The 12522-nt window shown below is 51.5% G+C and carries 13 protein-coding genes; 8 read left to right on the forward strand and 5 right to left on the reverse strand.

Annotated features, from left to right (window positions below):
- Positions 1 to 7 precede the first annotated feature (7 nt).
- Together Dform_RS06845 and Dform_RS06850 are read left to right on the forward strand one after the other, a co-directional pair.
- Positions 8 to 889, forward strand: coding sequence for a PAC2 family protein (locus tag Dform_RS06845; RefSeq protein ID WP_076004355.1), 882 nt, complete (start codon positions 8 to 10; stop codon positions 887 to 889).
- A gap of 47 nt (positions 890 to 936) precedes the next feature.
- A complete protein-coding gene (locus Dform_RS06850) occupies positions 937 to 2091 on the forward strand; it encodes a M20 family metallopeptidase (protein WP_076004356.1) in 1155 nt (384 codons plus the stop codon).
- Between the two features lie 34 nt (positions 2092 to 2125).
- Here Dform_RS06850 and Dform_RS06855 read toward each other — a convergent pair whose 3' ends face one another.
- The 5 genes from Dform_RS06855 to Dform_RS06875 form a co-directional block, all read right to left on the reverse strand.
- The gene (locus Dform_RS06855; protein WP_076004357.1) at positions 2126 to 3610 is read right to left on the reverse strand and encodes a B12-binding domain-containing radical SAM protein; all 1485 of its coding nucleotides are present in this window, start codon (positions 3608 to 3610) and stop codon (positions 2126 to 2128) included.
- A 42-nt stretch (positions 3611 to 3652) separates the two neighbouring features.
- Positions 3653 to 5131 carry a B12-binding domain-containing radical SAM protein gene (locus Dform_RS06860; RefSeq protein WP_076004358.1) on the reverse strand — a complete coding sequence of 493 codons (1479 nt, stop codon included), beginning with the start codon at positions 5129 to 5131 and terminating at the stop codon, positions 3653 to 3655.
- Positions 5128 to 6600, reverse strand: coding sequence for a B12-binding domain-containing radical SAM protein (locus tag Dform_RS06865; protein ID WP_076004359.1), 1473 nt, complete (start codon positions 6598 to 6600; stop codon positions 5128 to 5130). Before Dform_RS06865 ends, Dform_RS06860 begins: the two co-directional genes overlap by 4 nt.
- Before the next feature lie 76 nt (positions 6601 to 6676).
- Positions 6677 to 8245: a reductive dehalogenase gene (locus tag Dform_RS06870; protein WP_076004360.1), complete on the reverse strand. Its 1569-nt coding sequence runs from the start codon at positions 8243 to 8245 to the stop codon at positions 6677 to 6679.
- Between the two features lie 97 nt (positions 8246 to 8342).
- The gene (locus Dform_RS06875) at positions 8343 to 9155 is read right to left on the reverse strand and encodes a radical SAM protein (protein WP_076004361.1); all 813 of its coding nucleotides are present in this window, start codon (positions 9153 to 9155) and stop codon (positions 8343 to 8345) included.
- A gap of 431 nt (positions 9156 to 9586) precedes the next feature.
- Here Dform_RS06875 and Dform_RS06880 point away from each other — a divergent pair, with 431 nt between their 5' ends.
- From Dform_RS06880 to Dform_RS06905, 6 genes are all read left to right on the forward strand, one after another.
- Positions 9587 to 9841: a Smr/MutS family protein gene (locus tag Dform_RS06880; RefSeq protein ID WP_076004362.1), complete on the forward strand. Its 255-nt coding sequence runs from the start codon at positions 9587 to 9589 to the stop codon at positions 9839 to 9841.
- A gap of 111 nt (positions 9842 to 9952) precedes the next feature.
- Entirely contained in the window at positions 9953 to 10201 is a 249-nt protein-coding gene (locus Dform_RS06885) for a glutaredoxin family protein (protein ID WP_076004363.1), read from the forward strand.
- 245 nt (positions 10202 to 10446) lie between these two features.
- Positions 10447 to 10647, forward strand: coding sequence for a hypothetical protein (locus tag Dform_RS06890; RefSeq protein WP_076004364.1), 201 nt, complete (start codon positions 10447 to 10449; stop codon positions 10645 to 10647).
- Between the two features lie 136 nt (positions 10648 to 10783).
- Positions 10784 to 11551, forward strand: a complete 768-nt coding sequence (locus tag Dform_RS06895) for a DUF502 domain-containing protein (RefSeq protein ID WP_076004365.1) — start codon at positions 10784 to 10786, stop codon at positions 11549 to 11551.
- Positions 11552 to 11593: 42 nt separating this feature from the next.
- Complete coding sequence (locus Dform_RS06900; protein WP_076004366.1) at positions 11594 to 11806, forward strand: YgaP family membrane protein; 213 nt, start codon at positions 11594 to 11596, stop codon at positions 11804 to 11806.
- Positions 11807 to 11970: 164 nt separating this feature from the next.
- Positions 11971 to 12507 (forward strand): peptidylprolyl isomerase, encoded by a 537-nt coding sequence (locus tag Dform_RS06905; protein WP_225973745.1) that lies wholly within the window; start codon positions 11971 to 11973, stop codon positions 12505 to 12507.
- Positions 12508 to 12522: the final 15 nt, after the last annotated feature.

Below are 12522 nucleotides of genomic sequence, written 5' to 3' on the forward strand. Positions count from 1 at the left end.
TGAAAACATGAAGATAAGCCTTTTTGATTCGGTCGATCCGGTCCCGGAACTCAAGAATCCGCATGTTTTCGTTACCATCCCGCCCTGGCTCAACGCCGGGGAATCAGCGAGATTGGCCGTAGAATACCTGGAAAAGCTGGCAGACGCCCAACCCCTGGCTCAGATCTCGGTTCCCGGGGAATTTTTCGATTTTACCCGCTACCGACCGACGGTCTCGATGGTGAACGGCGAATCCAAGATCGAAATTCCCAATGCCATCGCCCGGTTCGGCAGCATTTCTGCTTCGGATTTCATCTTCCTGCGGGCGCCCGAACCTCACATGCGCTCCGAACAATATATCGAATCTATCCTTGAGCTCCTCAAGCACTTCAACGTGAAAAGGTATTGTCTCCTGGGCTCCATGTACGAGATGCTGCCCTACACCCGCCCCCCCTTCGTCACCAGTTCGGCGAGTAATCAATTGCTTCAAAACAGTATCGAAGTTACCGGGGCTGTCCCGGGCAACTACGAAGGACCGACGTCGATCATGAGCCTCCTGGCACAGGAAGCCAGGAGAACAGGCATCGAGACGCTGAGCCTGGTTGTCCATCTGCCGATATACCTCCCGGTCCCGGCGGATCACCGGGGTGAGGTGCGCCTCCTGGAGATCTGCGAATCCCTCTACGGCATCGAGGTCCCAGGCGCCGATCTGGCACAGGCCAAAGAGGAGAACGAGCAAGTTACCGCCATGGCGGAGGCCTTCCTCAAGGAGCATCCTCAACTCAGATTCATGCTGACCCAACTGGAAGACAATTATGACGCCAGGGTCAAGAACCGGGAGCAGGTCAGACTGTCGCCGGAGATCGAAAGGTTTCTCCAGGACATGAGCCGCGGGTTCGAAGCCGGTTAAATCTTTTCACAGAGCTAAAGATTCGAAGATTCAATAGGAAACAGCAGATGGATTATGTAAAGACACTTTCAGACCTCGTTGCCATAGATACGACCGTTCCGCCTGGCAATAATTACCGATTGGCGCTGGAATACCTTGTCCCCCATTTTGAGGGCGCCGGATTCCAGTCAGAGCTGGTGGAGATCCCCACTGAATTCTGCGAGGGCCGAACGGGCAGGTTCGCGCTGATCAGTCACAGGAAATCCCAAGCCAAGCCGCGCCTGATTTTTTACGGACATATCGATGTCGTGCCTGCCCAGGGTTGGCCGGCGTTCGAGCCCCGCGTCGAGAACGGCAAGATGTTCGGCCGAGGCAGCGCCGACATGAAGGGCGGTATCGTCGGGCTGCTCATCGGTCTCAATAAGATGGCAGACCGGGAATATAAATACGATGTCTCAATCATGATCACCACCGATGAGGAACTCAGCCAGTCCGGACAGATCCGTTTTCTCAAACGGTTTTTGGAACCGGTCGCGGGCTCCATCGTCTGGTCGCTCGACTCAAACACCGGGGGCGTCGCCATCGCCGGGCTTGGCGCTCTGCAGGTGGATATCAAGATCAACGGTAAATCGGTGCACTCCGGGCTTTCTCACCTGGGCACAAATGCCGTGGAACAGGCAGTACCGGTCATGAACGCCCTTCTTGAACTCAAATCCAAAATCACTGCCAAAAGATCCGCGGTTCCGGCCCATCCCGACACCGGTCTCAAATTCATGGAGCCCCGCCTCAATATAAACATGATCCACGGCGGTCTTAAATCAAATATCGTACCCGATGAATGCACCATCACCGTCGACCGGCGCCTTATTCCCGAAGAAACCCTGGAAGAAGCGGACAATGAAATCCGAGATCTGTTGGGCAAGTTTAAAGACATACGATGGGAAATTTCGTACGGTTTACGGGTGCCAACAGTGCCTCCAGCCAATGGACCCGCGGTCGAACGCCTGGAAAAACTGATCAAGGAAGTGACAGGGACGTCCGGACGATTTGGGGAAATGGGTTCCGGGGACATGGGCATCATAGTCCATGAAGAATGGCAGGGGCAGGATTTCGGGTTGGGGGTTATCCGTACCGAGAGCAACATCCATGGCAAGGATGAATTCGTCTACCTGAAGGATATTGAGGACCTGGGAGAAATCATCTCACGCTATCTCTCCGAATGATAAAGAGGAAGAAGCGATTTTCCCGTTCTAACGTTCAAGGAGAGCACTTCGGCTTCAGAGACGCGGCTTCAACCGTCGACGGCTTGCTGTTAAACACACCGGCATACTGCTCTTTTCTGATCTTCTGAAGTTTATTCATATGCAGGTGGTATTTCAGGAGTTCCTTCATCTCCCGGTAGAGCCTGGCCGGGTTGGTGAAGGCCAGCAGGAAGTAAGCCGGGTTATGGCGGACGGTAAACATGAAGCGGACTTTTGCGTAGGTGTGGTTGAAATGGGCGACGTATTCGTCGATCATCTCCTGGGGTACCTGGGAAAGGTTGATCTTGTGGCCATGGGAAACGATGAATTCCGGCCACTCCTCCAGGGTCTGCGGGGCCTTGATCAGGTTATGGTCGACGCAGTAGTTGTAGAGTACGCTTCCCGGGATGGGGATAAAACGTGAGAGGAGATAGGCAGGATTATCCAGCCGGTCAAGCAACGCCCTGGTCGATTTCATATCCTCAGTGGTTTCAGTCGGGAAGCCGTAGATCAAATAAATCACGATCCTGATCTTGTGCTTGGTGAGAAGCCAGAAGGTTTTCTCCATTTGCTCAAGGGAAATGCCCTTCTGGATGAAGTCAAGCATCCTCTGGGAGCCGGTCTCGGGTCCCAGTCCCATAGCGACGCAGCCCGCTTTTTTCATCAGGATGATATCGGCTTCGGAAAGGTCGGCCCGGCTCTCGCAGGCCCACTTCACCTTGTTCTTGCGCTCGATAAGGATCTTGCACACCTGGCGGAGCCTCTTCCTGTTAAAGGCGAAGTTGTCCTCGTTGAACCTTACAAATTTGGCTTTGTAGAGCTTCTGCACCCTCTCCAGTTGCTCGACGACCCTCTCCGCCGAAAGCTCGGAGGCGTAGCCGCGGTCGAAAGCGGAGTGGTAGCAGTAGGCGCACTTGTAGGCGCAGCCTCTTGAGGTTGAAAGCCCTATTTCCGAGTATCTCTCCATTTTCACCAGGTGCCAGGCTGGATCCGGAAGCTCGTCTAGGTTCTTGATAAATGGACGCCTCTCATTGATGACCGGCCTGCCGTCCACCTTGTAGCCCAGGCCTCTTATCTCAGACAGAGAAGGTGTCCCCGTCTCAAGATGAGTCACCAGATCAAGCATGGCATACTCCCCGGCACCCATGACGACAAAGTCCACGTACGGCTCAATGACGCACTGGGCAGGGAGGACGGTGGGCTGCAGGTTCCCCCAGACGATTTTCACATCAGGCAGCAGTTCTTTGAACTGTTTGGACTGTAAGATCGAGCCTTCAAGATAAGGACCGGCGATGACCGAGAAGCCGATTAAAGCGGGCTTCCACTCGACAAAATCCTCAGGCTTCCTCTCATCCACAAAACCATCGTAGATCTGCACCTCATGTCCCGCCCGCTCCAAAGTGGCAGCAATATAAAAAAGGCCGTTGGCCATGGTGCACCTGGCTTTATTGTAATAAGCCTGGTAAGTCGGCGAGGCGGCGTTGACCAGTAGGACTTTCATGAATTTTATCCTGCTCCAATTTGGGCACGGCATGCCGTACCGCTACAGGGACCTCCTTGAAGTGGCCGCGGCGGTGACAAGCGACCGGTCTTTGGATTCACCATCAAGTTTCTTCTTGACCACTTTGTAAAAGCCATTGACCTGGGTGTGGTATTTGATTAGTTCCCACAGTTCTCGGGTAAACTTCTTCGGGTCGGTAAAGGCGGTTAAGAAGTAAGAAGGATTGTGCTTTAAGGTGAAACGGATACGCTGCACCGCATAAGTCGCCCTCCAGTGAGCGGCGACTTCGCTCATCATCGCCTCAGGAACTTCACTGATGTTAATCTCGTTGGAGAATCTCATAAGATAGTCCGGCCAGCCTTCGAGCTTCTCCGGCAGTTCCACCAGGCCATGCTTCACGCAGTAGTCAAAAAGTACGCTTCCGGGAAAAGGGACAAAGCGGTTGTACATGTAATAGGGATCGTCCAAGTGTTTCAGCATATTCTGAGTCGCTTTGAAATCCGCCCCCGTCTCGGTGGGGAAGCCGTACATGATATAGACCGAAGTGCGGATCCCGGCTCTGACCATACCCCAGAAGGTCTTTTCCATTTCAAGTACGGTAATGTCCTTCTGAATGAAATCAAGCATCCTCTGGGAGCCGGTCTCAAGACCGAGGCCCACAGCGACACAGCCCGCTTTCTTCATCAGGGCGATATCAGCGTCGCTAAGGTCAGCCCTTGAATCGCAGCTCCAGGTGATTTTCACCTTGCGCTCGATCAAAAGTCTGCAGAGCTCGCGAAGTCTCTTTCTATTGAAGGTGAAATTATCTTCATTGAAGCGGATGTATTTGGCGCCGTACCTCTCTTTGAGGTGTTTCACCTGGGAGATGATCCTCTCGGCACCCAGGAAGCCGACGTAACCCTTGTTGTAGGTCTTGTTGTAGCAGAAGGCGCAGTGATGGGCGCAGCCCCGAGAAGTGTTCAGGCCTATGACCGAATACTTCTTGACGTCAACCAGGTGCCACGCCGGATCGGGCATGGACTCAAGGTCCTTGATGAACTCGCGGCGCTCATTGACGACGACATTCCCATCGCGCCTGAAGGCCAGCCCCTTTATCGAGTCGAGCGAGGAGGTACCAATTCTCAAATGATCAAGTAGTTCCAATAGGGTGAACTCACCGGCGCCGATAACGACGAAATCGATAGAACCTTCAGCGAGGGTCTGCTCTGGCATTATGGACGGATGAACGTTGCCCCAGGCGATTTTAGCGTCAGGCAGCAGTGATTTGAATTCCCTGGACTGGGCCACCGAACCCTCAAGGTTGGGGCCGGTGATGACCGAGAAACCGATGAGGTCGGGATTAAAGGAAACGAAATCTTTTGGTTCTCTCCCGTCCACAAAGCCATCATAGATCTGAACTTCGTGGCCGGCATTCTCCAATGCTGAGGCGATATAGAGAAGCCCGTTAGGCAGGTTAGTGTAAGCCTGCGAGTAGTACTGCTTGTAGGCCGGGGTAGCCGAGGTGACTAGCAGAACTTTCACGAAATGGTGACCTCCTTGGCTAAACGAGAGCTTTGATTAGGACTCAAGTTCCTTTGGTGCATTACCGATTCATTGAAACGATTCAATTGAAAATATCTGCGGAGTAACCCGGCTAATTCACGGGAGAACTTGACCGGGTTAGCCACCATCCGCCAGAACTCCACTGGATAGTGTTTCATGGTGAATATGAAACGGTCCTTGGCGTAGTTATGGCGCCACCTGGCGGCAGTTTCGGCGATCATATTGTCGGGGACCTGACTGAGGTTGATTCGATGTCCGTGAGCAGTGAGGAAATCCGGCCAATCTCCTAGTTTCTCAGGAAAAACAACCAGTTTGTGCGAAACACAATAGTCTGATAGTGCACTTCCCGGGAACGGGACAAACCTACTAAATAGATGGGGCGGGTTATCCATACGCTTTAATAATTCCTGCGTAGCCTGAAAATCGGCCACAGTTTCAGTCGGGAAGCCATACATGATGTAAACAAGGGTGTGGATTCTATGTTTCACCAATAAGGCGACAGTTCGCTCCATGTCCGCCAGGGTGATGCCTTTGTGCAAGAAATCCAACATTCGCTGTGAACCGGTTTCCAAGCCAAACCTGATGGTGACGCAACCTGCTTTCGCCATGAGGGCAATATCGGCTTCCGAGAGATCCGCCCGAGAATCGCAACTCCATTTGACCTTGATTTTGCGTTCAATCATCAAGCGGCAGAATTCACGCAACCTTTTACGATTAAAAGTGAAATTATCTTCGTTGAAAAAGCTGACGAACCTGGCGCCATATTGGGAGTGGACATATTCAATCTGTAAAATCACCCGCTCTGCTGAGAACTCAGCGGTGTAACCCTTTGAAAGCGAGGAATGGTAACAGTAAGCACACTGGAAAGCGCACCCACGGCTGGTGGTCAGGCCAATCTCGGTGTACTTTTTCATGTCCACTAGATGCCAAGCTGGATCAGGCAGATCATCGAGATTTTTGATAAAAGGTCGGCGTTCGTTCAATACCGCATTGCCATCCAGCTTATAGCCAAGACCCTTGATATCCGAAAGCTCAATAGAGCCTGTTTCGAAACTGGCAGCCAATTCAACCATGGTAAACTCGCCGGCACCGATCACAACAAAGTCGACGTAGGGTTCAGCGAGCACCTGCTCGGGGATAGCGCTCGGGGTAACATTTCCCCACACGATTGCGCAATCCGGCAGAAGTTCTTTAAACCTAGCTGACTGTGCCATCGCGGCTTCCATGTACGGACCACCGATGACCGAAAATCCGATGATCCTTGGCTGCCAGTCAACGAAATCTTCCGGTCGACGACCGTCGATGAAACCATCGCAAACGCGCACCTCGTGGCCAGCTTTCTCTAGAACTGAGGCAATATACAAAATACCATTGGGCAACGTTGTATATGCTTTTTTGTAAGGCTCGTTGTCGGGCTGTGGCTTGGCGTTTATGAGTAATATTTTCATCGTGACTGGTGATCCTAATTTTATTCCTAGGTAGGCTCCTCGACAGGTTGTCCTGTCGAGGAGCCCCTCAAAAGGACTATAGGAAAGGAGGACCTTCCCACTTGTTGTAACCACCGTCGTAGGCGCAGACGGTAGAGTCATGGCCCAGAACGGGTAATTGCAACTCGAAGAAGTTATTGACCTGGTCCACGTCGGTCCGCGGCCAGCAACCATAGCCGAAGAGATCGCCAAGCTTGTAAGCCTGGCCATTCAAGGCGCTAAAGTTAGAGATTACCGCCCTGATGACCTGATGGACCATAGCGCCGCGGTTGGTGGTGAAGGTGCATTCACCCCAGCACACGAGACAGCGGCCGGTCTCGGCGTTAAACTGACGGCAAAGCGGACTATCAGACAGGAAGCATTTAGTGCCATCAACCGCCCAGCGCGCTGTCTTGCCGGCATAATCGGGAACAGAAGCAGGATCACGGGCGCCGGCGTTAGCTGCATCGCGGTCATATGACGGCTCTTTGTTCTGAGAGATGGTCTGCGGCGGGCAATGATCGGCGCATTTGTGGCAGGCGTGACAGAAGCGCCACAGGCCAGCGTCGATTGGCTTGCTGGGTTCGAGAGGCAGATCGGTGGCGATGGTGTAAAGCCGTCCGGGGGCACCTTTTTCCGGGGTCAAAGTGTACAATTGCTGGCGTGAAGCCTCACCGAGACCAGAAAGGATGGCGGCGCCACCCTCAGATCCGAGATAGGTTGAATCATTGCCAATGATGCCTATCTGGAAATAACCGAGATAGCGCAGGAAGCTGTAGGTGGAGGCATGGCAGTTAGCTGTGTTGTTGAAAGTGTTGGCATTGGCCAGGCTTCCAATAGGAGTCGGAGCCATGCGCCACAGTTCGTTGGCGCCTCCCATAGTAAGACTGATTTCAGAAAGCTGGATCTGGTCGGGAATCACGAGCTTGGTAGTGGTGGAATACGGCGCCGGTACATTTTCGAAGACGATCGGTCGGGCAGCGGTATCTGGCGGAGGCCATGCATCAATGTACTGATCGCCGTTTGCTTTATCTGAATTCTTGAAAATCACGTGGTCTTTTTCGTTCTGGGTCATCTCAAACGGGAAAACCAGTTCCGCACCGAAAACGCGCATGGCCATCCGAAGCATTGCGGTCGCTTCTTCAGGAGTACCGGTCCATTTAACATCACCACGTTCTGAAGGGCTCTTTGATGGCGTTGGGACTGTGGCTTCCGACCAAGTAGGGTTGGCCGAAGGGGCAACCCTTTTATAGGCGTTTTGCAATGCCTGGAAACGAGTATCCCAGCCGGGTTTGCCGGCAGCAATCTGAGCCTTTTCATAGGCGGCTCCGGTGGTAGAAGTAGCCAATACGCGTTCTTTGCCCAGGTAGTAGGCGCGCATGTAGGAGGATTGTCCCTGCAGGGTGGAATCATGCCGGGTCATCATTGTGTAGTCGATGTCGATAGTCGGTTTATCGACTTCCTTGACCCACCATGGTCGCTTGGCCTGGGCGACTCCCGATGAAATGAGTTCGTCGAGATCGTGGAAAACAGGCCGGACAAGGGATGCGACGCCGACACCGGCGCCGCCCAAGCCGAGGGCTTTCATGAACTGCCGCCGGCTTACCGTGCTGTGAAACATTGACATTGTGTTCGTCTCCTTTCGGTTTTGATATCCGTGTTAACGCCATCCGGTCTTTCCCGGAAGCCAAAAACCATTGCAATCCTCCCAGTTATTCTCAGAGCTAAACCAGGACTGGCATCCTTACGAGATCGACGCTCGGCTGTTCGGCGAAATCCAATTCGGCTTCAGTTGGGAAAACGCTTCTGACACTGAACTCCCTCGGTTCTTCCCGTAGAAAGTGAACATTCTTGAGATACTTGCCAGCAGCCAAAGCCGCTTTCTCGACGTTTTCGACCGTGGCTCGGGGCCAGGGATTATCAGCTACCTTTGAATAAGCATCGAGGTGATACAACATACCCGGATCAACTGAGGCTATAAACCGGGCTAGATTGGCGACCTCATCGGCGTCGACGTACCCGGGGATAACGACGGTTTCAGCTAGCATCGGGACTCCCGAATCATAGATTCTCTTAAAATTGCGAAGGATGACACGATTGGATTGGCCGGTATACTCCAGGTGGAGATTTTCATCGAAAGCCTTCAAACTGAAGGCAACTTTGTCGATATGAGCAAGGTCCGGCATATTGAGGCCGTTGGTAAGAAGAATATTGGAAGTAGAAAGTTTTTGATGCAGTGTCCTAGCAATCAAAGGCATGGTTGGATCAAGAGAGGCTTCCTGGCCTTCGAAGAGGACCGACGTGGCTCCGAGGCCGACCAGGGCATCAATAACCCCGTCAAAATCGAGGTACCGGTTTGGCATCGAAGCTTCTCCATTTGGTTCAGCCAGATACAGATGCATGTTCCGATCCAGCATGGAATCGAATGGAATTTTCCGGAGGATGCAACCCCGGCAGGTCAGGTTACAATCGCGAAAATGGAGATACGCCTGCTTGATGGAATCGGCAAAGGCGATATTGTAAACCCTAGTCTGCATCTTCTCCTCACGTTTTTATAAATTCGCCAGGCTTCGCGGATGAAACTCAACCATGTGGGCACAGTCCCTGGGGAGAATTTCACAATGCTTTAAGCCGGACCCGCGTTCACAGTCCGGACACCCTTTCCTTCTGTCCTCTCGCTAGTACGGTGCTACTCAGCGTCCAGCAATCTGATTTTAATTCTTATCAAAGGGATGAAAAATACGTACTGTTACTTATTTTTTACACGAACGGTACTGATTCTCTCTCATTCAGCCTTTAAGGCATGCACACCACTCAAAATTTACCGCCCGGATGTGGTTTAAGGTAGATCAATTCCGATACACAAGCTGGAGGACGGTGCCTGGCTGTGCATGATTCACCGTAGGTTTGTTCTTTGTGGAACGTCAGATATACAATAACCAAGTCCGTATTCACCGGAGGGAATTGGTTGGCAAAACTGGCACTCGATCTTCATGATATTTACAATCGCGGAGCTGCGATCGAATCGGAATTAAACCGTGTAATTTCCCAGGCTGTGGCCAATAAGATATCGGTAGTGGAGATTATCCCCGGAAAAGGGTCCGGTCAATTGAAGAAACACGTTCTCAGGTTCCTGGCGCAACCCGAGATAAAAAAGCTCTACCACCGGCTTGAGAAAGACGATAAAAATTTCGGGCGGATTTTCGTGCATTTCCGTTTTTGAGGTTTCGTCAGCGATTAGGTCCAAAAAATCCGCTGGCATCCTTCTTGTTGGAAAACCCAAAGCAATATATCATTGAATGTGTCAGCCGTTCAGCGCAATAAGGAAGAAACGATGTCAGAAGAAATCATAATGTACGGCACTACCTGGTGCCCCGATTGCTACCGGGCTAAGAGTTTCCTAAAAAGCAGGGGAATTTCTTTCAAGTGGATCGACATCGCCGTTGATCCTGCCGCCACGACCGAAGTGGAACGGATTAACAAGGGCAACCGCAGCGTACCCACGATTGTCTTTCCGGACGGTTCCATCCTCGTTGAACCATCCAATTCGGAACTGGAAAAGAAGCTACAGTCCGGAACCTGATCGAGCTAAGTATTCAGATCTCTTTTTATCAGTACCATCGTCCCAAAGACTTAGTACCTTTACAACCTTCTTCTACAGGCTGATTTTATTAAGGTTACGGGACTTTCAAAACAACAATACGCATGTGGCGGTCCTTAATCAGGTAGGTTTCCCAATTTCGCAAAGCCGGTCCAATTGGTACGATTCTGGTATATCGAAAAAAACAGAATCGGGTAAAGCCGGTGAGGCGGGAGAGGAGAAACAAAATGCCTGTAATGATTGGACTGGTGGGTGGTCTGATGAACGGACTGGGTATAGATCTCATGTCAAAGGGCAACATCGCATTGGGCGTTGCCTGGTTTTTCATGGGGTTCGCCGTGGCGTGGATGCTCTACATGCGGGTGCGGGATGACCAGAAAGCCGCGGTCAAAGTCGCGGTCAAACATGACGACGTTGACCGCGGGTGATTCGGCAGCATTCAGTGGATATCAATACCACGAAAAACGAATCCGATATACCGTAATAAGCAGATATTAAATAGGTATTTGTACTTATTCCAAAAATGGTAGATTCCTGCCATAATTTACTGAAGGCACGAGATATATGGCAGAAACAAAGCGTCACCGGTTAACAGCTACACTCCGGAAAGATTTTGTCGCCGGACTATTATTCCTGGTGCCTTTCCTTGCGGCGATTGTCATCCTGTTATGGGTCTTCAACACGATAGACGGATTCCTTCAGCCCGTGATCAGGCTTATTTTTGGCCATGAAATAGTAGGCCTGGGGGTGGTGAGCACAATCGTCCTGATTTTCGTCACAGGTCTGGTCCTCCAGAATTACCTCGGCCGCTTCGTACTCAGAAATATCGATAAAGCTCTGGAACATGTACCGATCTTCTCCCAAATATACACCGGAGCCAAACAGGTTATGACTTCCATCGGGGGCGCCAAAAACGCGGCTTTCAAGGAAGCCGTGTTGGTTGATTTTCCTCAAAAAGGAGTAAAATCGCTGGCTTTCATTACTAACGAGTTGGAAGACAACGACGGCCAGAAGATTTACGTGGTGTACGTCCCGGGTTCGCCAAATCCCACGTCGGGATTCCTACAGCTTCTCCGCGAAAACCAAATTGTCAGACCTGAACTTGCTGTCGATTGCGCCATGCGAATGATCGTATCGTGCGGCATGGTCACCCCTGACAAGTGTAATACCTTCGGACTCAACGATGGCTACCGGGCTATTGTTACCTCACCTGAACCGCTTGGTGGAGATTCAATCCCGCCGGGCGCGGTGCCTATCAAACTTTCGGAGGTTGAAACCCTTAAGGTCAGTTCATGCAAGCTTGAAGAACAGGAAAAATTGAAACACGGTTAAAACGATCCGATATTATAAACCGGGGGTTGGCGGGAGGATGAAATGAAACTAAAGCAAAATCTCGGACCGGTTGACGGCTTGATCAGAGCTCTCCTGGGTGTAGGACTATTTCTGTTAGCCAATTTGACTGTAGAGGGTATTAGGGATGGAGTACTCGAGGTCGCGGCCGTAATTCTGATATTTACGGCGGTTCTTGGGTATTGTCCCATATACGCTTTGCTCGGATTCACCACCCGCAAACCGGAGCGTGATTAAAACGATCCGGTTTTTGATCACTTCTTAGTTGAATAACATCCATGTATCAGTCTTTTTTCAGCCGTTGGTAAGATGTGCCATTTTCCCGTATGATTAAGTGGAAAAAGTGTCCAAAAAGGATAGGTATGAAATTACTGGGAACATTTGTACTTCTTCTGATCCTGATGTTATTTCCCGCCACAACCGGCTGCACTTCGAAAATCACCTACGCGACAATCGAAACGAATATGGGTTCATTCAAGATCGAACTTTTCACCAAGGATGCCCCCAAAACGTGCGAGAATTTCATTTCCCTGACCAACAAGGGGTTTTACGATCAGACAGCCGGAAACAAGGTCATTTTCCATCGTATCATTCAAAATTTCATGGTCCGTACCGGTGATCCCACCGGTACGGGCGCCGGGGGACCGGGCTATACCTTCGCCGATGAACTGCCGCCCAAACGCCCTTACGACCCCGGCATCGTCGCCATGGCCAATTCCGGTCCCAACACTAACGGCAGCCAGTTTTTCATCTGCACCGGTTCGACGGCAAGGAGCCTCGATTCCACACCCAACTATACCCAGTTCGGACGAGTAGTGTCGGGCATGGACGTGGTTCAGAAGATCGCCGCTGTCCCTGTAGTGAACAACGGAGCTGGCGAGGTTTCCAAACCTGTCGACCCACCGTATATAATCAAGATCACAATCGAAAAAGAATAGCTCACCGACAATATC

The sequence above is a fragment of the Dehalogenimonas formicexedens genome (genome assembly GCF_001953175.1).
GTDB lineage: Bacteria > Chloroflexota > Dehalococcoidia > Dehalococcoidales > Dehalococcoidaceae > Dehalogenimonas > Dehalogenimonas formicexedens.

Coding starts and splice junctions, on each gene's coding strand:
- Dform_RS06875 (WP_076004361.1), bottom strand. CDS start 9,155: ATGCAGACTAGGGTTTACAATATCGCCTTTGCCGATTCCATCAAGCAG.
- Dform_RS06855 (WP_076004357.1), bottom strand. CDS start 3,610: ATGAAAGTCCTACTGGTCAACGCCGCCTCGCCGACTTACCAGGCTTAT.
- Dform_RS06890 (WP_076004364.1), top strand. CDS start 10,447: ATGCCTGTAATGATTGGACTGGTGGGTGGTCTGATGAACGGACTGGGT.
- Dform_RS06885 (WP_076004363.1), top strand. CDS start 9,953: ATGTCAGAAGAAATCATAATGTACGGCACTACCTGGTGCCCCGATTGC.
- Dform_RS06865 (WP_076004359.1), bottom strand. CDS start 6,600: ATGAAAATATTACTCATAAACGCCAAGCCACAGCCCGACAACGAGCCT.
- Dform_RS06900 (WP_076004366.1), top strand. CDS start 11,594: ATGAAACTAAAGCAAAATCTCGGACCGGTTGACGGCTTGATCAGAGCT.
- Dform_RS06895 (WP_076004365.1), top strand. CDS start 10,784: ATGGCAGAAACAAAGCGTCACCGGTTAACAGCTACACTCCGGAAAGAT.
- Dform_RS06850 (WP_076004356.1), top strand. CDS start 937: ATGGATTATGTAAAGACACTTTCAGACCTCGTTGCCATAGATACGACC.
- Dform_RS06870 (WP_076004360.1), bottom strand. CDS start 8,245: ATGTCAATGTTTCACAGCACGGTAAGCCGGCGGCAGTTCATGAAAGCC.
- Dform_RS06845 (WP_076004355.1), top strand. CDS start 8: ATGAAGATAAGCCTTTTTGATTCGGTCGATCCGGTCCCGGAACTCAAG.
- Dform_RS06905 (WP_225973745.1), top strand. CDS start 11,971: ATGTTATTTCCCGCCACAACCGGCTGCACTTCGAAAATCACCTACGCG.